The sequence below is a fragment of the Bradyrhizobium sp. Leaf396 genome (assembly GCF_001424605.1).
In the GTDB taxonomy this organism is placed as follows: Bacteria; Pseudomonadota; Alphaproteobacteria; order Rhizobiales; family Xanthobacteraceae; genus Bradyrhizobium; species Bradyrhizobium japonicum_C.
Window position 1 is genome coordinate 12,999 of record NZ_LMQJ01000009.1, and the last position, 25,975, is coordinate 38,973.

24 protein-coding genes and 1 pseudogene are annotated in these 25,975 nt (G+C 65.2%); 13 read left to right on the forward strand and 12 right to left on the reverse strand.

The window, feature by feature from the left end; translation table 11 throughout:
• Window positions 1-50: 50 nt before the first annotated feature.
• Window positions 51-1,226: a DUF3734 domain-containing protein gene (locus tag ASG57_RS10710; protein ID WP_024340504.1), complete on the forward strand. Its 1,176-nt coding sequence runs from the start codon at window positions 51-53 to the stop codon at window positions 1,224-1,226.
• 1 nt (window position 1,227) lies between these two features.
• On the forward strand, window positions 1,228-2,016 hold the full coding sequence (locus ASG57_RS10715) for a 3-hydroxybutyrate dehydrogenase (protein ID WP_024340503.1): 789 nt from the start codon (window positions 1,228-1,230) through the stop codon (window positions 2,014-2,016).
• 148 nt (window positions 2,017-2,164) lie between these two features.
• On the opposite strand, the gene ASG57_RS10720 is transcribed toward ASG57_RS10715, so the two are convergent.
• The 3 genes from ASG57_RS10720 to ASG57_RS10730 all read right to left on the reverse strand — a co-directional run bounded on the left by ASG57_RS10720 (window position 2,165) and on the right by ASG57_RS10730 (window position 5,506).
• Entirely contained in the window at window positions 2,165-2,989 is an 825-nt protein-coding gene (locus ASG57_RS10720) for a sulfite exporter TauE/SafE family protein (RefSeq protein ID WP_024340502.1), read from the reverse strand.
• Between the two features lie 185 nt (window positions 2,990-3,174).
• Complete coding sequence (locus tag ASG57_RS10725) at window positions 3,175-4,542, reverse strand: flippase (RefSeq protein ID WP_024340501.1); 1,368 nt, start codon at window positions 4,540-4,542, stop codon at window positions 3,175-3,177.
• Window positions 4,543-4,666: 124 nt separating this feature from the next.
• Entirely contained in the window at window positions 4,667-5,506 is an 840-nt protein-coding gene (locus ASG57_RS10730; protein WP_024340500.1) for a protein-disulfide reductase DsbD domain-containing protein, read from the reverse strand.
• A gap of 142 nt (window positions 5,507-5,648) precedes the next feature.
• Between ASG57_RS10730 and ASG57_RS10735 the strand changes: the two genes are divergently transcribed.
• Entirely contained in the window at window positions 5,649-6,293 is a 645-nt protein-coding gene (locus ASG57_RS10735) for a YqgE/AlgH family protein (RefSeq protein WP_024340499.1), read from the forward strand.
• A gap of 143 nt (window positions 6,294-6,436) precedes the next feature.
• Here the strand turns inward: ASG57_RS10735 and ASG57_RS10740 are convergent, their stop codons facing one another.
• Complete coding sequence (locus ASG57_RS10740; RefSeq protein WP_024340498.1) at window positions 6,437-7,324, reverse strand: TauD/TfdA dioxygenase family protein; 888 nt, start codon at window positions 7,322-7,324, stop codon at window positions 6,437-6,439.
• A 209-nt stretch (window positions 7,325-7,533) separates the two neighbouring features.
• Here ASG57_RS10740 and ASG57_RS37635 point away from each other — a divergent pair, with 209 nt between their 5' ends.
• Window positions 7,534-7,707, forward strand: coding sequence for a hypothetical protein (locus ASG57_RS37635; protein ID WP_162250045.1), 174 nt, complete (start codon window positions 7,534-7,536; stop codon window positions 7,705-7,707).
• Between the two features lie 97 nt (window positions 7,708-7,804).
• On the opposite strand, the gene xseA is transcribed toward ASG57_RS37635, so the two are convergent.
• Window positions 7,805-9,427, reverse strand: a complete 1,623-nt coding sequence (gene xseA / locus ASG57_RS10745) for an exodeoxyribonuclease VII large subunit (RefSeq protein ID WP_024340497.1) — start codon at window positions 9,425-9,427, stop codon at window positions 7,805-7,807.
• A 172-nt stretch (window positions 9,428-9,599) separates the two neighbouring features.
• Between xseA and ASG57_RS10750 the strand changes: the two genes are divergently transcribed.
• The 3 genes from ASG57_RS10750 to ASG57_RS10760 all read left to right on the forward strand — a co-directional run bounded on the left by ASG57_RS10750 (window position 9,600) and on the right by ASG57_RS10760 (window position 12,483).
• Window positions 9,600-10,403 (forward strand): acetoacetate decarboxylase family protein, encoded by an 804-nt coding sequence (locus ASG57_RS10750; RefSeq protein ID WP_200948545.1) that lies wholly within the window; start codon window positions 9,600-9,602, stop codon window positions 10,401-10,403.
• A gap of 83 nt (window positions 10,404-10,486) precedes the next feature.
• The gene (locus tag ASG57_RS10755; RefSeq protein ID WP_051160694.1) at window positions 10,487-11,728 is read left to right on the forward strand and encodes an ABC transporter substrate-binding protein; all 1,242 of its coding nucleotides are present in this window, start codon (window positions 10,487-10,489) and stop codon (window positions 11,726-11,728) included.
• The gene (locus tag ASG57_RS10760) at window positions 11,725-12,483 is read left to right on the forward strand and encodes an SDR family NAD(P)-dependent oxidoreductase (protein WP_057196232.1); all 759 of its coding nucleotides are present in this window, start codon (window positions 11,725-11,727) and stop codon (window positions 12,481-12,483) included. Before ASG57_RS10755 ends, ASG57_RS10760 begins: the two co-directional genes overlap by 4 nt.
• Before the next feature lie 119 nt (window positions 12,484-12,602).
• On the opposite strand, the gene ASG57_RS10765 is transcribed toward ASG57_RS10760, so the two are convergent.
• A complete protein-coding gene (locus tag ASG57_RS10765) occupies window positions 12,603-13,673 on the reverse strand; it encodes an NAD-dependent epimerase/dehydratase family protein (protein WP_051160691.1) in 1,071 nt (356 codons plus the stop codon).
• 136 nt (window positions 13,674-13,809) lie between these two features.
• Between ASG57_RS10765 and ASG57_RS10770 the strand changes: the two genes are divergently transcribed.
• Entirely contained in the window at window positions 13,810-14,427 is a 618-nt protein-coding gene (locus ASG57_RS10770; protein ID WP_024340492.1) for a TetR/AcrR family transcriptional regulator, read from the forward strand.
• A 71-nt stretch (window positions 14,428-14,498) separates the two neighbouring features.
• Here ASG57_RS10770 and ASG57_RS10775 read toward each other — a convergent pair whose 3' ends face one another.
• Entirely contained in the window at window positions 14,499-15,044 is a 546-nt protein-coding gene (locus ASG57_RS10775; RefSeq protein WP_024340491.1) for a P-loop nucleotide/nucleoside kinase family protein, read from the reverse strand.
• A gap of 194 nt (window positions 15,045-15,238) precedes the next feature.
• On the opposite strand from ASG57_RS10775, the gene ASG57_RS36185 reads away from it, so the two are divergent.
• Window positions 15,239-15,427, forward strand: coding sequence for a hypothetical protein (locus ASG57_RS36185; RefSeq protein WP_035698329.1), 189 nt, complete (start codon window positions 15,239-15,241; stop codon window positions 15,425-15,427).
• A gap of 156 nt (window positions 15,428-15,583) precedes the next feature.
• Here the strand turns inward: ASG57_RS36185 and ASG57_RS10780 are convergent, their stop codons facing one another.
• From ASG57_RS10780 to ASG57_RS38350, 3 genes and pseudogenes are all read right to left on the reverse strand, one after another.
• Window positions 15,584-16,348, reverse strand: coding sequence for an IclR family transcriptional regulator (locus ASG57_RS10780; protein WP_024340490.1), 765 nt, complete (start codon window positions 16,346-16,348; stop codon window positions 15,584-15,586).
• A gap of 176 nt (window positions 16,349-16,524) precedes the next feature.
• Window positions 16,525-17,060: pseudogene (locus ASG57_RS10785) on the reverse strand (REP-associated tyrosine transposase).
• Between the two features lie 489 nt (window positions 17,061-17,549).
• The gene (locus ASG57_RS38350; protein ID WP_162250046.1) at window positions 17,550-18,062 is read right to left on the reverse strand and encodes an SIR2 family protein; all 513 of its coding nucleotides are present in this window, start codon (window positions 18,060-18,062) and stop codon (window positions 17,550-17,552) included.
• Window positions 18,063-18,515: 453 nt separating this feature from the next.
• On the opposite strand from ASG57_RS38350, the gene purD reads away from it, so the two are divergent.
• A complete protein-coding gene (gene purD / locus ASG57_RS10795; protein WP_024340487.1) occupies window positions 18,516-19,799 on the forward strand; it encodes a phosphoribosylamine--glycine ligase in 1,284 nt (427 codons plus the stop codon).
• A gap of 203 nt (window positions 19,800-20,002) precedes the next feature.
• Complete coding sequence (locus ASG57_RS10800; protein WP_024340486.1) at window positions 20,003-20,905, forward strand: alpha/beta fold hydrolase; 903 nt, start codon at window positions 20,003-20,005, stop codon at window positions 20,903-20,905.
• Window positions 20,906-20,927: 22 nt separating this feature from the next.
• Here ASG57_RS10800 and tadA read toward each other — a convergent pair whose 3' ends face one another.
• Window positions 20,928-21,386 carry a tRNA adenosine(34) deaminase TadA gene (tadA, locus tag ASG57_RS10805; RefSeq protein WP_029674204.1) on the reverse strand — a complete coding sequence of 153 codons (459 nt, stop codon included), beginning with the start codon at window positions 21,384-21,386 and terminating at the stop codon, window positions 20,928-20,930.
• 118 nt (window positions 21,387-21,504) lie between these two features.
• Between tadA and ASG57_RS10810 the strand changes: the two genes are divergently transcribed.
• Together ASG57_RS10810 and rsmD are read left to right on the forward strand one after the other, a co-directional pair.
• Window positions 21,505-23,493 (forward strand): pseudouridine synthase, encoded by a 1,989-nt coding sequence (locus ASG57_RS10810; RefSeq protein ID WP_024340484.1) that lies wholly within the window; start codon window positions 21,505-21,507, stop codon window positions 23,491-23,493.
• 2 nt (window positions 23,494-23,495) lie between these two features.
• Window positions 23,496-24,053 (forward strand): 16S rRNA (guanine(966)-N(2))-methyltransferase RsmD, encoded by a 558-nt coding sequence (gene rsmD, locus ASG57_RS10815; RefSeq protein WP_024340483.1) that lies wholly within the window; start codon window positions 23,496-23,498, stop codon window positions 24,051-24,053.
• 85 nt (window positions 24,054-24,138) lie between these two features.
• Here rsmD and mutL read toward each other — a convergent pair whose 3' ends face one another.
• Window positions 24,139-25,953, reverse strand: coding sequence for a DNA mismatch repair endonuclease MutL (mutL, locus tag ASG57_RS10820; protein WP_024340482.1), 1,815 nt, complete (start codon window positions 25,951-25,953; stop codon window positions 24,139-24,141).
• Between the last annotated feature and the right edge of the window lie 22 nt (window positions 25,954-25,975).

Below are 25,975 nucleotides of genomic sequence, written 5' to 3' on the forward strand. Positions count from 1 at the left end.
GCCACGGCGGAGTGTCGCCACGTTGACCGGGCCTCTGCTATTGTTCCAGCATGACCGATCATAGTCCGGAAATCGCAACAATCCCCACGAATGCGCAACGCGTCCTGGTCCTCCAGGGCGGCGGTGCGCTCGGCTCCTACCAGGCCGGCGCCCTTCAGGCGCTGTGCGGCTACGGCTTCGAGCCCGAATGGGTCGCGGGCATCTCCATCGGTGCGGTCAACGCCGCCATCATCGCCGGCAATGAGGGCCAGACGCGCGTCAAGCGGCTCAAGGAATTCTGGGAGATGGTGTCGGCGCCGGTGCCGTGGAAGCCTCTCGGCAAGAGCGATCAAAGCCGCGAGCTTTTCAATTCGACCAGTGCAGCGCTGATCGCGACCTTCGGCGTGCCCGGGTTCTTCACGCCGCGCATTCCGCCGGCGCCGCTGTGGCCGCCGGGGCACCCCGAAGCACAAAGCTATTACGACACCTCGCCGCTCAAGAAGACGCTGGAAGGTCTGGTCGATTTCGACCGCATCAACGATCTGAAGACGCGACTATCGGTGGGAGCGGTCGGCGTCACCTCGGGCAATTTCAGATATTTCGACAATTTCGAGTTCAAGAAGCTCGGCAAGATCATCGGTCCCGAGCACATCATGGCCTCGGGAGCGCTGCCGCCGGGCTTTCCTTCGGTGATCATCGACGGTGAGCATTATTGGGATGGCGGCATCGCCTCCAACACCCCGCTCGACTACGTGCTCGATACCGAGCTCGAGCGCGACATGCTGATCTTCCAGGTCGATTTGTTTTCCGCCCGCGGCGATCTGCCGACCTCGCTGCTGGAGGCCGCCGAGCGCGAGAAGGACATCCGCTATTCGAGCCGCACGCGGATGAACACCGACAAGAACAAGCAGTTGCATAACGCCCGCAGGGCCGTGCGCGACCTCATCAGCAAATTGCCGGATGACCTGAAGAACGATCCTTCGGTCGAATTCCTGGCGAAAGTGTCGCGCGAAAGCACCGTCACGGTGGTGCACCTGATCTACCGCAGCAAGAACTACGAATCCTCGTCCAAGGATTACGACTTCTCGCATGTCGCCATGGTCGAGCATTGGGAAGCCGGCGTGCGCGACGTGCATCTGTCGATGCGCCACAAGGACTGGCTCGAGCGGCCGCAGTCCGGCGAGACCATGGTGACCTACGATCTCACGGGGGACGTCACCGCGCCCCCGGCAAAAAGGAGCGAATAGAATGGGTAGTCTGTCAGGCAAGAACGCCGTCGTGACCGGATCGACCAGCGGCATCGGGCTCGCCTATGCGCGTGCGTTCGCCGGCGCCGGTGCCAACGTCGTCATCAACGGCTTCGGCGCGCCGGAAGATATCGAGAAGGAGCGCGCCAAGATCGAGTCCGAATTCGGCGTGAAGGCGATCTACTCGCCCGCCGACATGACCAAGCCCGCCGAGATCGCCGGCATGATCGCGCTCGGCGAGAAGACGTTCGGCTCGGTCGATATCCTCGTCAACAATGCCGGCATCCAGTTCGTCTCGCCGATCGAGGAGTTCCCTCTGGAAAAGTGGGACCAGATCATCGCGATCAACCTGTCCTCGGCCTTTCACGGCATCCGTGCCGCCGTCCCCGGCATGAAGAAGAGGGGCTGGGGCCGCATCATCAACACGGCCTCCGCGCATTCGCTGGTCGCTTCGCCCTTCAAGTCGGCCTACGTCTCGGCCAAGCACGGCATCGCCGGACTCACCAAGACCGTGGCGCTGGAAGTTGCCACGCACAAGATCACCTGCAACTGCATCAGCCCCGGCTACGTCTGGACGCCGCTGGTCGAGAAGCAGATTCCCGACACCATGAAGGCGCGCAACCTGACACGCGAGCAGGTCATCAACGACGTGCTGCTCGATGCGCAGCCGACGAAGGAGTTCGTCACCTCCGAGCAGGTCGCCGCGCTGGCGCTGTTCCTCTGCAGCGACGATGCTGCGCAGATCACCGGCTCCAATCTCTCCATCGACGGCGGCTGGACGGCGGCGTAGGTCGCGCCGGTTCAGCTGGCTCGCTGCCATGCCCCGGCTTGACGGGGCATCCGGTACGCCGCGGCTTATCGATGCGATCACAGCTTGCCGGGGTACCGGATCGCCCGGTCAAGCCGGGCGATGGCCGTGAGAGTGTGGGGTCTTTGGTCTAATGCGTCCAGGCCAGCGCCGTCACGAAGACCGTCGACAAATTCAGTTCCGCAAACACGATCTTGCCTGTGACCGCGAACAGCACGCAGGCAAGTGTCAGTCGCAGCAAGGTTTCAGGCACGCGCGTTGCGCTGTAGCTGCCGATAACGATGCCGGGCAGCGAGCCCAAAAGCAGCACGCCCATCAGCGCCCAGTCGACGTCGCCGAGCGCCCAATGTCCGATGCCGGCGACCAGCGTCAGCGGCACGGCGTGTGCAATATCGGAGCCGACGATGGTCGCCATCGGCAGGCGCGGGTAAAGCAGCAGCAGCACCGTGACGCCGACCGCGCCGGCACCGACCGAAGAGATCGACACCAGCACGCCCAGCACAATGCCGGTGGCGACGGTCGCAATCGCGGTGGCGCGCGCGTCGACCTGCTCGAGCCGACGACGATAGCGCTCCATGAGCGACTTGCGGAAGATCAGCGAAGTCGCGGTCAGCAGCAGCGCGAAGCACAGCACCAGATTGACCATGCTGCGCTCGGCATCGCTCTTGAGATCGAGCTTCCACAGCACCAGCAGCGTCAGCGCGCTCGCCGGAATGCTTCCGCAGGCGAGTCGCAGCACGGCCGGCCAGTGCACGCTGCGCGACCAGCCATGCACCACGCTGCCGGCAGTCTTGGTGGCGGCGGCATAGAGCAGGTCGGTTCCGACCGCGGTGGAGGGATGAACGCCGAACAACAGGATCAGGAGCGGCGTCATCAACGAGCCGCCGCCTACGCCCGTCATGCCGACGAGCAGACCGACACCGAAACCAGAGGCGACGTAGAGTGGATCGAACATGTAAGGGCGAATCTTAGGTTGATCTCGTCGACGGGGCAATACGACCTAAGATAAACTTTCCCCAGTACGCAACCGCTTGGGCCAAATAAGAAAAATCATGCTGCAGGCAAAAAAGGCCGTAGTCGATTTACCCTGCTCGCCGGCCGCTTGCGAAGACACTGCTTCCCATCGGGCAGCGGCGTTGTCTATTTTCCAAACGCCAGCACATGCAGGCCGAGGCGCTGCCGCACGATCCAGAACAACAGCACCGTCTCGAAGGTGAGTGAGATCGAGGTTGCGGCCGCGGCGCCGTGGCCGCCGTAGTGCGGTACCAGCGCGATGCAGAGCACCAGGTTCATGAGGAAGGCCAGCGCGTAGGCCAGCGCGCAGATCTTCTGCTGGCCCAGCATGTTGAGCAGCCGCTCGACCGGGCCGATCGCAGAGCGCACCACGAGGCCGATTGCGGCGACGAACATGATGTCGTAGCCGACCGTGAACTGCGGACCGAACAGCCAGAGCAGCGGCTTGCCGAGCCCCAGCAGCACGATGGTCGCCGCCAGCGACGGCCAGAACGTCCAATTGATGGCGTGCGCGACGTAAGCCGACAGCCGCGCCTTGTCGCCGCTCGCGTGGTATTCGGCGAAGCGATGCGCCGTCGTCGCCGACATCGCGTAGTGGATGAAGGAGACCAGCGCCAGCGTCTTCACCACGGCGAAATAGACGCCGACCTCCTCGGAGGGACGGAACTGCTGCAGCACCAGCACGTCTGTGTAGGACAGGAGCAGGTAGAAGCTCTCGACCAGCAGGATGGGCAATGAGACGGCGAGCCAGCCGCCGACGTCATAGGCCTTCGGTCCCGGCTCGATGTGATCGGCGAGCTTGCGGTTCAGCACCACCATCTGCCCGGTCATCGCGATCCACACCGCCGCGGCGCTTGCAGCCATCGCGGCGACCGCGCCGAGGTGATAGCCGAGCAGGAAGGCGGAGCCCGTGATGCCGATGATCAATGCCTGACGGATGATGAATTGCGGCATCAGGCCGAGCTGCATCCAGTCGTGCGAGCGCGCAATGCCGTCCTGGGTGTTGGCGACGACGAAGGCCGGCAGTGTCATGCAGCCGATGTAGAGCGGCAGCGCCTCGGCAGGATCCATCCAGGCCGAGAGCAGCTTGACGATGCCGGCGAGGGCCAGCGACACCAGCATGGAAGCGGCAAGGGTCAGCCAGCGGCTGCCGGAGAGGAAGCCGCGCAGCAGCGCGTGCTCACCGCTGGCGCGATACTCCGGAATGATCTTTGGCGCGGACGCAGAGATGCCGAAATCCATCATGCTGCCGAGCAGCAGCACCCAGGTCCAGACATAGACATAGATGCCGTAATCGGACGTGCCCATCCAGCGCGCCAGCAGCACCTGCGAGACATAGGCAAGGCCGGCGCTGATGACGCGGATGATGAAGATGGTGCCGGCCAGCCGCCGCGTCAGCGACGCCTCGTTCGATCCGCCCGTCAGCTTGGCCCGCAGCCGCCCGATCAGCCCGGCCTGTCCGGTCGTTGCAGGTTGTGCATCCATCACGGCCAAGTCGAACAGCCCCCAAAGGCATCCCGCGTGCTGCGGCATGCCTGGGAACTAGCAACCATTCGTTAAGATTCGGTTGGGTCTGCGCCAGCAGCGCCCGGGCGTTGTGCTTCGCCGAGACGACCCCTCACTCCAAGTTCGTATTGAACTCGTATGCCTTGTCCGGCCCGACCAGCGTGAACTTCAACGCGGCCCCGTCCGGCTTGGCGCCGGGCGGCAGCCCGTCGAGCTCGAAAGCAAAGCGCGTCACCCCAGGCGGGCTGTGCTGCACGGGCGCCGGAATCGGTAGCGCCCAATCGGGCGTCGGGCCTTCCACGAACAGATTGACGTTCCGGCGGTCCGGCGTCACCACGTCAACCACCACGTTCCTGGGTCCGTCACGCTTGACGTCGCGGATGGTGAGCGGATTGGGGTCGCCGATATTGGCGGGCTTCGGCACGGTGTCGAGCGCGGCACGCAAGTTCGCATCCTCGGTCGAGGCGACGCTGTTGAAGCCGAGCTCGGCGCTGGCCTCGACCGGAATGCAGAGCTTCTCGCACACCGCGTAACTGATCTCGGCGCGCAGCGTCACGGGCTTGTCGGCCGCCTTGGCGACGATGCGCAAGGGCAGCACGATCTGGTCGCGATAGCCGATCGAATGGCCGCCCGCGCCGTCGTCGAACTTCAGCGGCGCCGGCCACATGACCGTCACCGCCTCGACATTCTCGGACTTCGAGAAGTCGAAGCGCGGCGGAACGCCGGAATCGCCCGGCATGCGCCAGTAGGTCTTCCAGCCGGGCTGGAGCTGGAAGGCGATACCGCCGAGCAGCACCGCCCCGCTGCGCGATCCCGCTAAAAGCCGCACCGCGGAATGTCCGTCGCGCTGCCACGGCGAGGCGTCGTCGGCATGGGCGGCGAAAGCCAGTGACGACGCAAGCAAGATTGTCGCGACGCCAATCGCCGCACGCAGGGGAACTATGCTGGACATGGCACGTCTTTACAGTGTCGCCTTGGGCCAAACCATTGAATTGCTTGTGATGGATGCACTGGAATCAAGTCTGTGCAAGCCTTGATTTGACAGTCGCCCGGCCCGACATCAGGATAGGAATCGAAACCGGAGTGCTTCACCGATGGCTCCCACAGGAAAGAGGACGGGCGAAAGCACCCGCAGTGCGGGCCTCGCGCTTTCCGGCTCGGCCGGCTATCTCGATGGCCGGCTGCTGATCGCGATGCCCGTGATGGGTGACTCCCGCTTCGAGCGCTCGGTCATCTATCTCTGCGCGCATTCCGCCGAGGGAGCGATGGGGATCATCGTGAACCATCCCGCCGGCAGCATCGATTTCCCCGAGCTCCTGCAGCAGCTCGGCATCGTCAAGAAGGGCGAGCACATCAAGCTGCCGGAAAATGCCGAAAGCATGAAGGTGCTGCGCGGCGGCCCGGTCGATACCGGCCGCGGCTTTGTGCTGCATTCCAGTGACTTCTACATCGAGAACGCGACGCTGCGCATCGATGACGGCGTCTGCCTCACCGCGACGGTCGACATCCTGCGCGCGATCGCCAACGGCTCCGGTCCCAAGCACGCCATCCTCGCGCTCGGCTATGCCGGCTGGGCGCCGGGCCAGCTCGAGACCGAGATCCAGAGCAACGGCTGGCTGCATTGCGATGCGGATGCCGACCTGATCTTCGGCGACGACGTCGACGATAAATACACGCGCGCCTTGCAGAAGATCGGCATCGATCCCGGGATGCTCTCCAACGAGGCCGGCCACGCGTAGCTGTCGCTGCCGGCATTGCCAGGAGCGAAGCGACGCAGCAATCCAGAAACCCTCTGCGGAGGCATTCTGGATTGCTTCGCGGAGCCTTTCATCGGGCCGCGCTATGCGCGGACCCGTTGGCGCGCAATGACGGCGTGTGTTGCCTACTCCGCCGCCTGCTGCTGCACCGTCGGCTCGGTCCCCGCCACCGTTGCGCGGCGCATGTCGCGTGGCTGGGACTGGTCGTAGCGGCGGACGCGGTGCATGGTCTGGCGGTTGTCCCACATCACGAGGTCATGCAGCTTCCATTTGTGCACGTAGACGAACTCAGGCTGCGTCGCGTGTTCGTTCAGGTCGCGCAGCAGCAATCGTCCCTCGGGCACGCTCATGCCGACGACCTTGCCGGCATGCGATGACAGATACAGCGACTTGCGGCGGTGGACCGGATGGGTCCGCACCAGGCGTTGCAGCACGGGCTTGAACATCTCCTTCTCTTCGTCGGTGTACTCGGTGAAGCCGAGCGACCCCCGCGAGTACATCAGCGAGTGCTCGCAGACGAGGTCCTCGATCTCCGTCTTGGTCTCGTCGTCGAGCGCGTCATAGGCCGCGCGCATGTCGGCGAACTCGGTGTTGCCGCCCTTCGGGTTCACCACGCGCGCCGACAGCAGCGAGAATTTCGCCGGGATCGGGCGGAACGAGCTGTCGGAATGCCAGAGGCAATTGCCGAGATTGAACAGATGGGTGCGGCTGTCCTTTGCCAGCGGCTTGCCGTCCTTGCCCAGATTGGAGACGTCGTTCAGGCCTGATTGGAGGCGGTAGTCCTTCGCCTTGGTCACCGTGCCGCCGCGCGCGTCCTCGCGCTGGCCGAAATTGAGCGCAAAGGCCATCTGCTGCTCGTCGGTGATGTCCTGGTCATGGAAGACCAGCACCGCATACTTGTCCATCGCGGCTTCGATGTCGCGCGCTTCGTCCGCCGTCAGCGGCTTGCGCAGGTCGAGGCCGGACACCTCGCCGACGAAATGCTTATGGAGTTGCCGGATGGCGATCGTCATGGCGTTTCTCCCGAGAGGTCGCGAGCGGTTGGTCCCGCTCTGTCGACGAAAAAGCTACTCCCGCAACGGGAGTTGTCAACGCTCGCAACGCATGGCAGCCCGTAGTCTGGATGGAGCGCGGCGCAACACCGGATTACATATTCCTCCGGACGGTCGCCCGACGGAGGAGCTGACCGGTTTTCGGCCCGCAACGGCGCCATCATTCGACCATGATGTCGATTGAACGCAGTGACATGCGCAACCGCATCGCTCTCTTCGCTTCCGCACTGATCGCCTTCACCGTCGCGGTCTTCCTGTTCGAAGCCCAGGCCAAAGCTCCGCACCGCGCGCCGGGACATTGCGGTTTCTGGACCACGATCGATGCAGGATTGTCCTGCCGCTGAAGCGCGGCCCGATGACAGGCTCTGCGAAGCAATCCAGAGTCGTTCCGGAGAGATTTCTGGATTGCTTCGTGGCTTTGCGCCTCGCAATGGCGAGGCCTCAGAACAGGCTGCCCTGATCCACCGGCTTGGCCAACCGCTTCGGTGCGGGCTTGGTTTCCTGCGCAGCCGGCTTCGGTTGCGCCGGCGCGCGCTTTGCGGCGGGAGGCGGGCGATCCGCATCCGCCGTCGCGCCGACGCGGCCGTCCGCGAACTCGATCTCGACGCGTGCCCCCGGACCGATCGAGTCCGCGGCATGCACGGGGTGGCCGGCCTCGTCGCGCACCAGTGCAAAGCCGCGCGCGAGCACGCTGCGATAGGACAGCGCGGAAAGCAGCTTGCCGCTGTTCTCGACCCGAGTGTCGAGCCGGTGCAGGAGCGTCGCAAGCGCACGCCCCGCGCGCTCGGCGAGGCGATGCGTGCGCTCGCGCTGGCGGGCGATCGCGTTGCGCTGCGCCTGCGCGTTGGACAGCTTCGAGGCGCGCAGGCGTACCTCCAGCCCGGCAAAGCGATCGCGCCGCTGCCGCAGCAGCGAGCGCGCCGAGAGGCCGAGCCGTTCGCCGCACACGGTGAGGCGGTGATCGGCTTGCGCGATCTGGCCGTGCAGCACCCGCAAGGTCAGCTTGGCGCCGGCGGCCGTGAACCGGCGGAAATGCGCATGCGTGTTGGCCTTGAGGCAGCGGGGCAGGGACGCGCCCGCCGAATCCAGCCGCTGCCTGGGAATGGCGAGCAGATCGGAGGCCGCGGGCAGCGCGCGCGCGGCGGCGCGCAGCTCGCTGCGGCGGCTCTCCTGGGCGCGCTGCCAATAGGCGCGGGTGCGGCGGCCGAGGTCGGCGACCTCGATGAGCAATTCGCTGCGCACGGGAACGGCCATCTCGGCCGCTGCCGTCGGCGTCGGCGCGCGCTTGTCGGCGACGAAATCGATCAGCGTGATGTCGGTCTCGTGCCCGACCGCCGAGATCAGCGGGATCATGCTCTCGGCCGCGGCGCGCACCACGATCTCCTCGTTGAACGACCAGAGATCCTCCAGCGAGCCGCCGCCGCGCGCGACGATCAGCACGTCGGGGCGCGGAATCCTGCCGCCCTCCGGCAGCGCGTTGAAGCCGCGGATCGCCGCCGCGACCTGCTCGGCCGAGCCTTCGCCCTGCACCTTGACCGGCCATACCAGCACGCGGCGGGGGAAGCGGTCCTCAAGCCGATGCAGGATGTCGCGGATCACGGCGCCGGTCGGCGAGGTCACGACGCCGATCACCTCGGGGAGCCAGGGCAGAAGCTGCTTGCGCGCCTCGTCGAACAGGCCTTCGGCGGCGAGCTTCTTCTTGCGCTCCTCCATCAGCGCCATCAGCGCGCCGATGCCGGCCGGCTCCAGCGCCTCGATCACGATCTGGTATTTCGAGGAGCCCGGATAGGTCGTGAGCTTGCCGGTGGCGATGACCTCGAGCCCTTCCTGGGGCTTGAAGCGCATGCGGCCGTGCACGCCCTTCCAGATCACCGCCTCGATCTTGGCGCTCTCGTCCTTGAGCGCGAAATAGCAATGGCCGGAGGAATGGGCGCCGCGAAAGCCGGAAATCTCGCCGCGGACCCGGACATGGCCGAAGGCGTCCTCCACCGTCCGCTTCAAGGACTGGGAGAGCTCGGAGACGGTGAATTCGGGCGCGTTGAGCAGTTGTTCCGCAGGCGGCATCGGCAAACGATTCGGCATTTTGGGGTCGCGCCGGACGTTAAGGATTTTCGTAGGCAAGCGCCAATCGATTCCCATTGGGCGGGAACCCGGCGCGAAGACGCTCACTTGACTCCGGGTTCGTTTCATATATGAAATTACCAAATCATATATGAATTAAGAGGAAGCGGACCCGATGACGGTGGCCACAGATCCCGACGATCCGCGCGCACGCATGTTCGGGGACTATCGGCTCAAGCCGAACAGCGGGGTCAATCCGCCCTATTCGCCGGCCTATCCGGTCGAGTGGGGCTGCACGTTGCGGACCGTCGAGATCATGACCCGCGTGGCGCCGGGTAAGGTCGCGACCCTGCTCGCCGACACGCCGTTCGAGATCGCAAGCGATCGCGTCGCCTTCCGCTTCATGCGTTCGCCTGGCCACTCCCTCGCCGTACACGCCGGCGAGATGTTCGATCTGATGATCTCGGTTCCCGTGCGCTACAAGGGACTGTTCACCGAGACGCACATCTTCATGTATTGCAGCGATCCCATGGGGATCTGCGCCGGGCGCGAAGTGTTCGGCTACACCAAGAAGGATGCGCACTACGCGTTCGACGAGCATCCGGACGGCTCGATCACCGGATGGGTCCGGCGCCGCGGAATTCCGCTCGCCGATTTCGCCTTCACGCCGGATCCGTCCGCGCCCGTGGTCCGGGTCGTCGATGGCGACGAACTGCCGGCGGGTGAGATCCACGTGCGCCGCTTGCCGCACCCCGAGCGGCTCGGCACGGCCTATGCCGACATCGCCTACCGCCGCACGCCGTTGAAATATTCCAGGCCGCTGCCGGGCCGCGCCTCGATGACGCTGCACGCCTGCGCGTACGATCCGATCGCCGAACTCGAGCCGGAGATCCTCGGCGCGCATTTCATGGTGTCGGACGTCTATGGCGGCGGATTCGAGGTCGAGGACCGGCGGCTCATCGAGCGGCTCACTCCCTGAACAATAAGATCAGCCTGCATGCGATGTACGTGCGGGCGGCGAATACCGGGAAGAAACACGCACAAGGCAAGGAGGGCCTCGACATGGCAGGACGATTTCGGGTGAGCCGCCGCCGGCTGCTGGCTGGCGCCGGCGGACTGGCGCTGGGCATGGCAGGGCTCGGTGCGCGGGCGCAGGAGACGAAGCCGCTCCGCATCGGCGTGCTGACCGACATGTCCAGCCTCTATGCCGATGTCACCGGCCCGGGCTCGCTGCTGGCAGCGAAAATGGCGGTCGAGGATTTCCAGGCCTCGGGTCCAAGGATGACCCGGCCGATCGAGATCATCAGCGGCGACCACATGAACAAGGCCGATCTCGGCGCCAACATCGCGCGCGAATGGATCGACCGGCAGAGCGTCGATGTCATCGTCGATGCGCCGAACTCGGCCGTCGCCCTCGCGGTGCGCAACGTCGTGCAGCAGAACAACAAGACGCTGCTGGTGTCGGGCGCCTCATCGTCGGACCTCACCGGCAAGTCCTGCTCGCCCAATCTCGTGCACTGGACCTACGACACCTACGCGCTGTCGTCGGGTGTCGCGCGCGCCGTCGTCGAGAGCGGCGGCAAGAGCTGGTTCCTGCTCACCGCCGATTACGCCTTCGGCCATGCCATGGAAGGCGACATCAGGAACGTCGTGCAGAAATCCAGCGGCAAGGTTCTCGGCGCCGTTCGCACGCCGATCAACACGCAGGACTTCTCCTCCTTCCTGTTGCAGGCCCAGTCGTCGAAGGCGGAGATCATCGCGTTGATCAATGCCGGCGGCGACACCATCAATTCGATCAAGCAGGCGGTCGAATTCGGCATTCCGCAAGGCGGCCAGCGCGTGGTCGCTACGGTGCTGTATCTCAGCGACGTGCATTCGCTCGGCTTGAAGATCGCGCAGGGCCTGCAGTTCACCGAGTCCTTCTACTGGGACCTGAATGACGACACGCGCGCATGGACCAGGCGCTTTGCGCCGCGCAACAACGGCCGCTATCCGACCGCATTGCATGCGGGCGCCTATGCCACGACGCTGCACTACCTCAAGGCCGTCGATGCGCTCGGCGCCTCCGGCGACGGCAAGGCCGTGGTCGAGCAGATGAAGAAGCTGCCGACCGATGATCCCCTGTTCGGCAAGGGCAGCGTGCGCGCCGACGGTCGCAAGCTGCACAACATGTATTTGTTCGAGGTGAAGACGCCCGGCGATTCCAAATATCCCTGGGACTATTACAAGCTGGTCAAGACCATTGCGCCGTCCGAGGCCTGGCGGCCGCTGGCGGATGGCGGCTGCGAGTTCCTGAAGTCGTGAGCGGTGCTGACCGGCCGCCGGTCGCGCTGGTCACCGGCGGCGGGGGCGATATCGGGCGCGCCATTGCGTTGAGGCTGGCGCGGATGAGCGCTGCGGTCGCGATCGTCGACCGCGACGAAGCGGCTGCACGCTCCACGGCGCAACTGGTCGAGGAGGGTGGGGCAAGGGCGCTCGCCATCCGCGCGGATGTCTCGCGCGCGCAGGATACGATCGCCTTCGTCGAGGCGACGGAAGCACGCCTGGGGCCGATCGGCATCTTCGCCAACAATGCGGGCATCGAGGGCGTCGTCGCGCCTCTCCACGAATACCCCGACGAGACGTTCGATCGATTGCTGCAGGTGAACGTCAGGGGCGTGTTTCTCGGCCTCAAGCACGTGATCGCAAGGATGATGCAGCGTGGGACGGGCGCAATCATCAACACGGCATCGACCTCCGCGATCCGCGGGCGTGCAGGGCTCGCCGGCTATGTCGCCTCCAAGCACGCGGTGATCGGGCTGACACGCACCGCGGCGCTCGATGTGGCCGGGACGAGGATCAGGGTCAACGCCGTTCTGCCCGGACCGGTCGAGTCGCGCATGATCCGGGAACTGGAGGGCCAGGCGCATGACAGCGCCATTGCGTTGCGTCGAAACGTTGCGACAGCGCATGGGCGGCCGCAGGATGTCGCGAACGTCGTTGCCTTTCTCGCCTCCGACGAGGCGGCGCATGTGAATGGTGCCGCCTGGGTCGTGGACGGCGGGATGACGCTGGCCTAGCTCGTTTTCGAGCGAAGTGGGTACCGGTTTGCGCAAAGAAAACGCGTCAAACAAGAATCTGGAGCTTCGGTTCTGATTCAATCAGAACCGAAAATGCTCTAGCGCCTGACGCTCTGCCGTCAGGAGACGGCGACTGCACGCAGGTCGCCGCGATGGCCGGCCAGACTGGCGAGGCTGGCTTCGCCCTGCCGCATCGCGGCAAGTCCCTCCGTCATCGTGATTTGCGGCGCGTAGCCCAGCTCGGCCTGCGCCTTGGCTGTGCTGATCGTGAACGGCTTGCCGATAAGGCGCAGCATCTGGCGCGTGATCGGCGGCTCGCCGCCGAGGCGCAGGATGCGCCACGCTGCGCCCATGAGGCCGGCCATGGTCCAGGCCATGGCGAACGGGACGGACTTGTCTGGCGGGCTCACCCCGCGGGTGGCGAGCAGCGACGAGATGAAGCTCTTGAGCGTGCTCTGCTCCGAATCTGCGACGAAGTACGCCTCCCCGCCACGACCCCGATCCGCGGCGAGTATCAGCGCGGAGCACAGATTGTCGACGTGACAGCTCGAGATGGCCTGCGTGCCGCCAGCGACCCATTGCCACCGGCCGGCCTTTACCGTCTGCACCATGTGATCGAGGGTCGGCATGTTGCCTCCCCAGACAAAGGGCGGCCGCAGCGCGATCGTCTCCAGGCCCGGGCGGACGCCGCTCGCGGCCAGCAAGACACGCTCGCCCTCAGCTTTCGATGAGGCGTAGGGCGAGAAGGCGCGGACTTGCAGCGGAAGGCTCTCGTCGGCATTCGACATCGGCTCGGGATCACCCATGACCACCGCCGCTGCGCTGACCGCGACCACGCGGCGCACGCTGGCCGTCGCCGCCGCCGCGTTCACGACCACGCGCGTGCCCTCGACGTTGGTCCGGTCGAAAAGCTCGCGCTTGCCCCAAAGCTTGAAGTGCGCGGCGGCGTGAAACACGATTTCGCAGCCTTGCATCGCCATTCGCAGCGCCTGCTCGTTGTCGAGCGCACCCCGCACCGGCGTCGCTCCCAGCGCTTTGACCTGCGCCTCGCTCGAAGCGCTTCGGGCCAGCGCCCGCACCTGCCAGCCGTGGCTGAGAAGGTGCGAGATCAGGCGGCCGCCGACGAAGCCGGAGCCGCCGGTCACGAGCGCAATTCGGGCCTGTTCGGATGGCTTCAGGGCATCAGTCATGGCGAACCTCTCGGGCTGGATTAAGCCTGATGATGTCGCGCACCCGTTCAAAAGTCAACGAACATAATTCATATCTTGTTCGGATTTGCGCGCAGGGCGGCTTTGCTGTACTTTTCGCCAGCAAACGCAGGTCGATATGCCTTCAAGTCCTTCTTCCGACGACAATTCGTTCCGAGAGCAGATTCTCGAAACCGCGCGAGCCCAGGTGCGTCGGCATGGCGAGGCAAAGACGAACGTGGTCGACATCGCGCGCGCGCTCGGCACGTCGCACACCACGATCTATCGCCACTTCCGCTCCAAGGCCGACATCTTCGACGCCCTCGTCGTTGAAATGATGCGCGACGAGGAAGAGATGGCGAGACAGTTCGTCGAGGCGCGAGGATCCTTCGCGGAACGCCTGGAGGGCATGGTGCTGGCGCTGCACGCCCGCAAGCGCGAACGGTTCACGGCCGACGCGGAGGTCTATGGCCTGTACCGCCGGATCGTGGAGGAGCGGCCTGAGATCATCGCGGCGTATGCGAAAGCGATGACGTCTCTGGTCGGCCGCATCCTGACCGACGCAAAAAAGCGCGGCGAAATCCGGGTTGATGACGTCGAGGCCGCGGCCGGCGTCGTGCGGGACGCGGTGACCGTGTTCGTCCATCCCGTCCACGTGGCAGCCGCCGTCGCGGCCAATCTCCCCAGCGAGAAGATGGCCCGCAACGTCGTGCGCACGATTTGCGCCGGATTCAAAGCGGGTGCCAAACTGACGTGAGTCCGGTGTCGGCGCGCTGATCGACCCGGAGCGGAAGTCGCGCCCGGCAGGGCTGTCGCTCGCAGCGCGCCTCAGGTCTCTCGCTCGGGATTTACCGAGATCAGGCGTGAGATAGCCTCGGCACTCTGAGATGGCTTCAGATTATTTACATCGAGGGTGACTGCAGGCTGAGGCATCGATACCATGCAGGCGTCGAACTGCGGTCGAAGTGCGCGCAGTAGCGACAGGTCCCGCATCTTGCCGAATGCGGCACGATTGTCATCGACCAGGCGTCGCTCTTGCTCTGCCTGTTCCAGGTGCAGTGCCACGAAGATGACCTCGCCGCCATTCCGCTCCACGAGTTCTTTTACCCGGACCGGGAAGTCCCCAGCCACCGTTGGCTCGGGGGCGAATGTGAATATCAACGATCGCTTCTCCTTGGCAGCTTCCTCGAACACGGCCATCCAGAACTGTTCGCGCAAACGCGAGAATGCCTCCGTGCCGAACGGAAACACCGAGCCAACTGCGTCGACGACGAGGTGATTGTGAAACAGCGCAATCCCTGTCCGGGAGGCAAGATGGCGCGCGATAGTCAGTTTGCCCGAGGCGACTTGCCCATAGATGAAAATAAGCTGCATCGGATCATGATATCACACTGACACCCTCGAAGGCGTCTCCTGGAATCGCCAGGCAGGCATTGCCGCGGCTCGACCAGGAGCCTCAACGGAATCGGGAACAATGCCGTGGGGATCTGATTGGAACGTTGTACGCCCGATCCTGGGATCAACCAGCGAGTTTCCTGGGAGGCGTCTTATCAGGAAGGAGCCACCAAATGGATGACGAACGAAAATCATCAAGGGCGGGGCAACAGGCCGCCGAAGGCTTGCGTGAAGCAGCGTCCAAGGAAGAAGCGAAGAACGAGAGCAGGATGGGGCACGATCTGGCCAAGGGGGCTGATCGTTTCGAAGAGCGCTCGAAAAGCTCCGATGGAAAAAGCGCAGAAGAGAAGCAAGAAGGATGAAAGCAGCAGAGCACGATGGGTAGATCTGCCCGCGCATCGCGCTTGAGCGGGTTGGCTTTGGCTGAAGCGATCCCGGCGGGTTCGGTGCAACCTCTCCCGCGAGCGGGAGAGGGAGTGCAATTGCGTTGTAGCAATCAAGCCTGATCCCAACCTACGTCAGGACACGCCGCCGATCTTCTCGGAGACGATCCTGGCCGCATTGCGCAGCTCGGCGGCGATGGTGCCGGCCTCGCTAGCGGGGATTTGATCCTGCCGCACCAGCGGGACGGTCATCGCGGCCACCGCGCGGCCTGAGGCTTCGACGATCGGGCAGCTATAGGCCAGGATGCGCGTATAGCCGTCGTCATTGGAGAAGTTTCCTCCCTCCGCCGAAATGCGGTCGAGCGCGGCAAGCGCCTTTTTCGTGCTGATCCGGTCATTGGTCGCGATGACCTGCGCAAGCTCCTCGCGCCGGCCCTCGAGCTGGAAGGCCGCCAGCACCTTCGCGGAGGCGTATTGCTGGGTGAGCGGAAACACCGCGCCGACCTTGACCGACCAGCCCATCAGCCATTCCGGCTCGATCCGGGCGATCACCATGAACTGCTCGCCGTGCAGCACCGTGAGGTGACAGGACAATTGCACGCGCGACGCCAGCTGCTCCATCACCGGCAGCGCCGCCTTCAGCAGCCGCTCGGTCGGCGGGAATTGCGAGGCGATCCGGAACAGCTTCAGCGTCAAGGTGTATTCGCCGGTCGCCGGGTCGCGCGCGACATAGCCGCGCCGCTCCAGCGCCACCAGCATCCGGAAGATCTCGCTGACGGAGCGCCCGACGCGTTCGGCAAGCTGCTTCTGGCTCATTCCGCGCGCAGCGCCCGCCAATGCCTCCAGAAGGTCCAGCCCTTTTTCCAGGGCGGGCGCGCCCGGCTGCGGCTTTTCAGTCATCTCTGGGCCTTGTTGGATCAGCGCTTTGCGAGCACGCGGGGGAAATGCAATTCCCGTGTAGCCGATTGCTCGCACGGCGAAAAGTCGATCGCCGGCAAGCGCCTGGCCGAGCTCGACGAGCTCACCACCAGACAGTTCGTAGGATGGGTTGAGCCCTTGCGAAACCCATCGCTGCTTTATCCCCGCTCACCGTAGTCGCGGCCGTGATCCAATTGATCGCTGGCCCAATCGACCGGATAATTGCCAAGCCTGACGTGGCGATGAAACGACGAGGGCGCCCAGTCACGCACCCGGTTGACGAGCCCGTGCTTGACCGGATTGATGTGAACATAGTCGACATGCCGCGCGAAATCGACGTCGTCACGAATGGTATGCTCCCAATATCTGCGCTGCCAAATGCCCCGTTCACGTTTGGCCAAGCGGCTTTGGGATATCCTTTCATTGTGCGCCAGGCCGCGCGAAAAGGTGGACTTGATCAGCTGCCAGCGCATCGCAAAATCGGCATCACCTTCTGGTAGCGTCCACACCGTGTGAAGGTGGTCAGGCAAAATCACGATGGCATCGATCGTGAACGGATGGCGCTGACGCGTTTCGCGAAACGCCGCGCGCAACGCCTCGACATGATCTGTCAGCAATGACAGCCTCCGCTCCGCCAGATTGACGGTGAAGAAGAAACAACCACCGGCACGAAGTTGCGGCGGTACGCGGTCATAACGCGATCTTATCACGAAACAAGCGCGATGGGTTTCGCAAGAGCTCAACCTGTCCTACGGGCTGTCACCGTAATTCTGACGTTTAAATCTGCTTCGGTTGGTACAAGGCTGGGAGGGCTTAGACCGCTTGATGCTCTTGTTGATAAGTAGCCGCGAGCCTTGCCCTAGCAAGAGTGGACTGATCAACTGCAACTAAGGCTTGCGGATAGATTTTGCTGTTGTGCTTCGCGACAGTTGATATGAATGCGCGTAGGAATGCGCGCTCCGTGCCGTTCGCTGCGTCTATGCGTCTGATCTGGCGTACGAGTATCCGCAAGCCCTTTTCCCTCATGACACAGCTGGCTAGACTCAGAGGCGTTAAGACGCTCCCCCAACTGGCACGAGTTTTGGGAGTCCAACCGGCATCCTTGTCGTTCGTTCTTTACTGGCTCCCTGATGAGCAGAAGTACGAGCAGTTCACTATACCCAAGAAGGGAGGTGGCTGGCGATTAATCACGGCCCCCAAGCCGCGCCTGAAGATGATTCAGACAAAGTTGGCTGATCTTCTTTTGGACATTCATGTTGAGTTGGAACAATCCCGCTCCCGAAGTCAGTGCCGACTGGCACACGGCTTTAAGAGGGACTTTTCGATTGTCACGAACGCCACGGCGCACCGAAACAAGCGGTTCGTGTTCAACGCCGACCTCAAGGACTTCTTTGCCGAACAGCTTCTCAAAGTACGCTTCGTATTCGTTGTCGGCCCATTCGGCAGGAAATCCGCGAGACTCCATGAACGATTGGATACGGTGACGGACAGCGTCGTTCTGGATGTCTTGGCGCGTAATTTCCTGATTTTCCTCGCGGCAATAATAATGGCGCTTGAGGTCCCAAAGGAGATCGGTGGCGCTGGGGAGGCCAGCAGACCGTGATGCACCAGCGCCCAGGAACCACGCGAAGTTCTGCGGCTTGGCGCTGACGATCTCGATCAGCGCTTTTTGGTCAAATGCATGCTCTTCCTTCATGCCGCTACCCTCACGCGGGATACGTCTGTTGGGGATTGAGCTTCCGGCCGCACTGACGCGGCACCGACGATTCGTTGCGCATTGTAAAGTGGCACGGGCAACCTGACATAAATCAGCTCAGGTTACCCCCAGCGGATTTGGTCCTTGTCGGTTTGATTTGCTGGATCCGAGGCGCTACCTGCGACAGTGCAGCTTCCACCGCGCATTGCTCATAGCGCGGCCATTCCCAATCTTCGAGATGTCCGCTCCTCGCCCATCTGAGACTAGTGGGTCCAACCGAGTGTCCGGTTTGCGCAAATACTGTCCGTGCTGACAGCCGGCGGCCTACGGATCGGGGCTCACGCCCTAGCGTGCGCGCCTCGGAATGACGGGAGTTCGGAGCAGGTCCCCCTTGAGCCCCACCCCGATTCATGCGACCTCCGCCCCAGCAAAACCCCTCATTCTGAGCCTCTTATGCATATTCTCCTGCTCGGTTCCGGCGGCCGCGAACATGCCCTGGCGTGGAAGATCGCAGCCTCTCCCCTGGTGACCAAATTCTGGTGCGCGCCCGGCAATGCCGGCATCGCCAGGGAGGCGGAGTGCGTGGCGCTCGATGTCGCCGACCATGCCGCGGTGATCGACTTCTGCCGGCAGAACAAGGTCGAGCTCGTCGTGGTCGGGCCGGAAACGCCGCTGGCGGCCGGCATCGTCGACGATCTCGCAGCTAGCGGCATCAAGGCGTTCGGCCCGAGCCGGGCGGCGGCGCAGCTCGAAAGCTCCAAGGGGTTCACCAAGGCGCTGTGCACCGAGTTCGGCATTCCCACAGGCGCCTACAAGCGTTTCACCAATGCCGATGACGCGCGCGCCTATGTGCAGAGCCAGGGCGCGCCGATCGTGGTCAAGGCCGACGGCCTCGCCGCCGGCAAGGGCGTCGTCGTCGCCAAGACCGTGCGCGAGGCGGAGGATGCCATCGCCATGATGTTCGAGGGCGCCTTCGGCGAGGCCGGCGCTGAGGTCGTGATCGAGGAGTTTCTGCCGGGCCGCGAGATCAGCTTCTTTGCGCTGTGCGACGGCGAGACGGCGATTCCGCTCGCCTCCGCCCAGGACCACAAGCGCGTGTTCGACCACGACGTCGGCCCGAACACCGGCGGCATGGGCGCCTATTCGCCGACGCCGCTGGTCACGCCTGCCGTCCACGACGCGATCATGGCGAAGATCATCCTGCCGACGGTCGCAGGCATGAAGCAGCGCGGCACGCCGTTCCGCGGCGTGCTCTATGCCGGGATCATGCTGACGACGCAGGGCCCGAAATTGTTCGAGTTCAACGTCCGCTTCGGCGATCCCGAGTGCCAGGTCTTGATGCTGCGCATGATGAGCGACATCGTGCCGGCCTTCCTGGCCGCCTGCGACGGGCAGCTGAAGAATTTCGACCTGCGCTGGCATCCGGATTCCGCGCTCACCGTGGTGATGGCCGCGAAGGGTTATCCCGGCGACTACCGGAAGGGCACCCGCATCGCCGGGCTGGAGGAGGCCGCCAAGGTCGAGACCGTCGAGATCTTCCACGCCGGCACGGTGGCGAAGGACGGCGCCATCCTCGCCAATGGCGGCCGCGTCCTCAACGTCTGCGCGCTGGGCAAGACCGTGACCGAGGCGCAAGCCCGCGCCTACCAGGCCGTCGACCGCATCGACTGGCCGGACGGCTTCTGCCGCCGCGACATCGGCTGGCAGGCGGTGGAGGCGGAGAAGGCCCAGGGCTAGCCCGTCATGCCGGCCGGCGCGCAAGCCGGCCGTCCGGTCCATCGCGGTTTTGCGTCACCACCCCGCCACATCGGCATTGCAGATTATGCAATCAGCTGTTGGGGTTAGGTGCCGGGCTGATAATACCGGTACTGTGCATGGGGTTGTTTTCGACTTTCGCTGTGTCGGGCGGCCCCGCGACCGACCAATAAGGATGCAAGAAGATGTCCGACCTCGTCGACCTCTATCCGGGCTTCGCCGCCGAATGGATCGATACCTCCTTCGGCCGCATCTTCGCCCGTGTCGGCGGCAAGGGCCCGCCGCTGCTGCTGCTGCACGGCTTCTCCGAGACGCACGTGATGTGGCACCGGGTGGCGCCCGACCTCGCGGAAGCCTTCACGCTGATCATCGCCGATCTGCCGGGCTATGGCTGGTCCGACATGCCCACCAGCGATGCGCTGCACATGCCCTACAGCAAGCGCGCGATGGCGCGAGCCATGGTCGAGGCGATGGAGCGCCTCGGCCATGTGCATTTCGGTCTCGCCGGCCACGACCGCGGCGGCCGCGTCGCCTACCGCCTGGCGCTCGACCATCCCGGCCGGCTGTCGAAGCTCGCCGTGCTCGATATCCTGCCGACCTACGATTACTGGGAGCGGATGAACCGCGCCTCAGCGCTGAAGATCTACCACTGGACCTTCCTGGCGCAGCCCGCTCCGCTGCCGGAGACGCTGATCGCGAGCAATGGCGAATTCTTCCTGCGCTTCAAGATGGCGAGCCAGACCAGGTCGAAGACGCTGGACGCGATCGATCCGCGCGCGCTCGAGCACTACATCGCCCCGTTCCGCGATCCTTCCCGGGTGCACGCGATGTGCGAGGACTACCGCGCCGGCGCCTATTTCGACTACGACCTCGACAAGGCCGATTTCGAGGCCGGCAAGAAGATCACCATTCCGATGCTGGCGCTGTGGGGCAATGCCGGCATCGCTCAGGCGGCCGCGACCCCGCTCGACACCTGGAAGCAATGGGCCACCAACGTCGACGGCATGCCGGTGGATTCAGGGCACTTCCTCACCGAGGAGAATCCGCAGGTGACCGCGAAGGCGCTGCTGGAGTTCTTCTCAGGCTAAGCCGCAATGACGGGGGAGAGACCTACCGCCGCTCGCGAAAGAACTCCTTGAGCAGCCGCGCGGCCTCGCTCTCGCCGACGCCGGAATAGACGTCCGGCACGTGATGGCAGGTCGGCGAAGCGAAGAACCGGACGCCCGATTCCACCGCGCCACCCTTCGGGTCCGCCGCGCCGTAATAGAGGCGCCTCACCCTTGCAAAGGAGATCGCGCCCGCACACATGGTGCAGGGCTCCAGCGTCACGTAGAGGTCGCAGTCGACGAGACGTTCGCTGCCGATCTTTTTCGCGGCCTCGCGCAGTGCGACGATCTCGGCATGGGCGGTCGGATCATGGTCCGTCAGCGTCCGGTTGGCCCCGGTGGCGATCACCTCCTGGTTGCGGACCACCACGCATCCGATCGGAACTTCGCCCGATTGACCGGCATTTTCAGCCGCCTGAAGCGCCAAATCCATGAAAGAAGGGGCTTTCATGCCTCGTATCATCGCCAGAAACCTGCTACTAGCTCCGCCTTCAGCGAGAGTGGATACCGAATTTGCCTGAGCGTGCGGCTCGGAACGAGCGCGCAGTGCCGTCTGGCTACCCCGTCAAGTGAGATTAGTCATGCCTCGCGACAGCGACAAAGACAACGATTCCCGCGGCCGGCGAGGCCCCGCCAAAGGCCGCAGCGGCAAGCCGCGCGGGCCTGAGAAGAAATTCGCCAAGCGCGGCTTCGAGGGCAAGGGCGATCGCGACAGCCGTCCGCCGCCGCGAGGCGACCGTGACAGCCGCCCGTTCCGCCGCCGCGAGGAGGGCGATGCCCCGCGCCGCGATTTCAGCGACCGTCCCCGCGTCAAGCGCGACGACCGCGGCGGTGAGGGCCGCGGCGAGCGCAGCTTCAAGCCGCGCGGCGACCGCCCGTTTTCCGATCGCGGCTCGCGCGATGGCGAGAAGCGGCCGTTCAAGCCCCGCGGTGACCGTCCGTCCCATAGCCGCGACGACCGCCCGCCGCGCAGCCGGGATCGCGACGATGCGCGTCCGGCCGGGCGCTCCAGCGAGCGGAAGTTCGGCGACAAGCGGCCCTATGCGCCGCGCGGCGATCGTCCCGAACGGAAGTTCGACGGCGAGCGGAAGTTTTCGCGTGGCGGCGATCGCGGTGATCGTCCGCGCGATCGTGGCGAGCGCGGCGATTCCAAGCCGTGGCAGAAGCGCGATGACCGGCCGCATGGAGATCGCCCGCGCAAGAGCTTCGGCAGGGACTTCGGCGGCCGTGACCGCGGCGAGGAGAAGCCCTGGCGTCAGCGCCCCGACCGCCCGGACGGTGGTCGCGGCGAAGACCGTCCGCGCTTCTCCAAGCGTCGTGACGAGGGGGATGATCGCCCGCGCTTCTCGCGCCCGCGTGAGGAGCGTTCCGGCGACGATCGTCCGCACTTCAAGCGTCCGCGCGAAGGACGGCCGGAAGGCCGCACGGACTGGCAGGAGCATCCGCGCAACGAAGGTCGTTTTCGCGACAGGCCGCGGCGCGACAACGAGGACGACGGCAGGATTTTCGAGAAGCGCCCCGCTTTCGGCGGCCGCGGCGCCTATCGCGAGCGTGATCGCGACTTCGAGGGTCGGCCGCGGCGCGAAGACGCGCCGAAGCCGAAGAAGGCCGGAGAGCGCATCGCCAAGGCGCTGGCCCGCGCGGGTCTTGCCTCGCGCCGCGACGCCGAGGAAATGGTCACGCAGGGCCGCGTCACCGTCAACGGCCGTGTCATCAACTCGCCGGCGCTCGACATCACGAAGAACGATGTCGTCATGGTCGACGGCAAGCCGTTGCCGGAGCGCGAGCGCACGCGGCTGTTCCTCTATCACAAGCCGCGCGGGCTGATGACCACGCATGACGACCCTGAGGGGCGTCCGACCGTGTTCGAGAATCTGCCCGAGGGCCTGCCGCGCCTCATCAGCGTCGGCCGGCTCGACTTCAACACCGAAGGCCTGCTGCTGCTCACCAACGATGGAGGGCTCGCCCGCACGCTCGAGCTGCCCGACACCGGCTGGCTGCGCCGCTACCGCGTCCGCGCTCATGGCGACGTCACGCAGGCGCAGCTCGACGAGCTCAAGAACGGCATAGAGATCGAGGGCGTCAAGTACGGTCCGATCGAGGCGACGCTGGAGCGCGACCAGGGTGCCAATGTCTGGCTGGTGTTCGCAATCCGTGAAGGCAAGAACCGCGAGGTGCGCAATGTCTGTGCCCATCTCGGGCTCGAGGTAAACCGCCTGATCCGCGTCTCCTACGGCCCGTTCCAGCTCGGCGAGATCCCCGAGGGCCAGGTCGAGGAGGTCCGCTCCCGGGTGCTGCGCGAGCAGCTCGGCGACAAGGTGATCGAGAAGTCGGGTGCCGAGTTCGATGTGCCGGCGAAACCAGCCACACGCGAGGACGATGGATCGAAGAAGCCCGCCAGCAAGCGCGCGGTGATCAACGACCGCAAGGGCCGCCGCGTGCTGGTGCAGCGCACCGGCAGCGAGGAGGCGCGCGAGCGCAACGAGATGGAAGCGGGCGGCTATGGCCCGCCGCGCCGTCCCAAGCGCGGCTACCACGGCAAGCGCGACCTGACCCCGCGGGAGGATTGACGTTGCGCGTCGTCGGCGGTCGTTTGAAGGGGCGCAATCTCGCCTCGCCGTCCTCGCGCGACATCCGCCCCACGGCGGACCGGCTGCGCGAGTCCGTGTTCAACATTCTCGTGCACGCCTATGACAATCCGATCGAGGATGCGCGCGTGCTCGATCTCTTCGCCGGCACGGGCGCCCTCGGCATCGAGGCGGCCTCGCGCGGCGCGAGGTTCACGCTGTTCGTGGACAATGGCGCCGAGGCCCGTGCACTGCTGCGTAACAATGTCGAGGCGCTCGGCCTCGGCGGCGTCACCAAGGTCTACCGCCGCGATGCGACGGATCTCGGCCCTGCGCATCCCGTCGAGCCGTTCTCGCTGGTCTTCCTCGATCCGCCCTATGGGAAGGGGTTTGCGGAAAAGGCGCTTGCGAGCTTGCGCGATGGCGGCTGGCTCACGCCGGGCGCGTTGTTGGTGGTGGAAGAGTCGAAGGCCGCGCAGGTCGTGCCGCCGGAGGGCTTTGAGGAGTTGGAGCGGCGGGCGTACGACGACACGGAATTCGTGTTCTTGCGCAGGACGGGTTAGCGAAGCGTAATCCGCCACGGTCTCTCGCTGCGGAAGAGGAAGAGGTGGATTACGACTTCGGCTCATCCACCCTGCCGCTGCGGAGTCACCTCCGCCCGAACAGCTTCTCCACGTCGCTCAGCTTCAGCTCCACATAGGTCGGCCGGCCGTGATTGCATTGGCCGGAGTTCGGGGTGTCCTCCATCTCGCGCAGCAGGGCGTTCATCTCTTCCGGCCGCAGCCTGCGGCCGGCGCGTACCGAGCCGTGGCAGGCCATGGTGGCGGCGACGTGCATCAGACGACGTTCCAGAGGAAGCGCCTCGTCCCATTCGGCCATGTGCTCGGAGAGATCGCGCAGGAGGCCGCCGGCATTGGTCTTGCCGAGCAGCGACGGTGTCTCGCGCACCGCAACTGCGCCGGGGCCGAAGGATTCGATCGCGAGGCCGAAGGATGCCAGCTCCGCGCTGCGCTCGAGCAGGCGCTCCACGGTCGCCTCGTCCATCTCGACGATCTCGGGGATCAGGAGGATCTGCCGCTGAACGCCGTTCGCGGCCAGCGAGGCTTTGAGCCGCTCGTAGACGATGCGCTCATGCGCGGCATGCTGATCGACGATGATCAGGCCGTCACGGGTCTGCGAGACGATGTAGGTCTCGTGGATCTGCGTGCGTGCCGCTCCCAGCGGGCGGTCGACGAGATCGCCGGCGGGCTGCGGCTCGATCCGCACGTCCGCGCTGGGTGCACCGACATCGAAGGCCGCCTGCGCGCGTTCAGCGAAGGCCGGCGCTGCGGCACCTTCGAATGATGGTAACGGCGCGACGGGAGCTGATGGCGAGGCCCGCCAGTCCCAGCTCGCCGGACGCTGCGGCGTGAAGGCGGGCCGGAACGATGACAATGCGCTCTCGCCGCTGTTGGCGGCGGTCCGCCGGCCCTCGCGCGCGAGGGCCTCCTTCAATCCGTGCACGATGAGCGCGCGCACGAGGCCCGCGTTGCGGAAGCGTACCTCGGTCTTGGCCGGATGCACGTTGGCATCGACCTCGCGCGGATCGAGCGTGACGAACAGCGCCAGCACCGGATGGCGATCGCGCGGCAGATAGTCGGAATAGGCCGCACGCACCGCGCCAAGGATCAGCTTGTCGCGCACGGGGCGGCCGTTGACGAAGAGATATTGCCCGAGCGCGTTGGCCTTCGTGAGCGCCGGCGCTGCGGCATAGCCGGCGACGACCACGCCCTCGCGCTCGGCATGGACCTCGATGGCGTGGCTGCGGAATTCCGCGCCCAGAATGTCGCCGAGCCGCGTCAGCCGTCCCGCGGTGCCGGGCAGGGCGGCGGCCCAGGTCACCGGCGCGCGTTCTTCGCCCGCGAGCGTGAAGGCGATGTCGGGCCGCGCCATGGCGAGGCGCCGCACCACCTCGCGAATGGCTTCGGCCTCGGTGCGGTCGGTCTTCAAGAACTTCAGCCGCGCTGGCGTCGCATAGAAGAGGTCGCCAACCTCGACCCGCGTGCCGTGGGCCAGGGCCGCGGGCATGATCTCGGACTTTGTGCCACCCTCGACGGTCAGCGCCCAGGCGTGCGGTTCGCTGGCATGTCGGGTGGTGATGGACAGCCGCGCCACCGAGCCTATCGACGGCAGCGCCTCGCCGCGAAACCCAAGGGTGCGGATCTGCAGCAGATCCTCGTCGTCGAGCTTGGAGGTGGCGTGGCGCTCCACGGCAAGGGCGAGATCCTTCGCGGTCATGCCGCTGCCGTCGTCGGTGATGCCGATCCGCCGCCGCCCGCCGCCGTCGGTGAAGACGTCGATGCGGCTCGCGCCGGCATCGATGGCGTTCTCGACCAGTTCCTTGACCACGCTCGCAGGGCGCTCGACCACCTCGCCCGCGGCGATGCGGTTGACGACCTGTTCTGGAAGCTGGCGGACGGGCATGGGGGACTCAGTGGACGTTCAG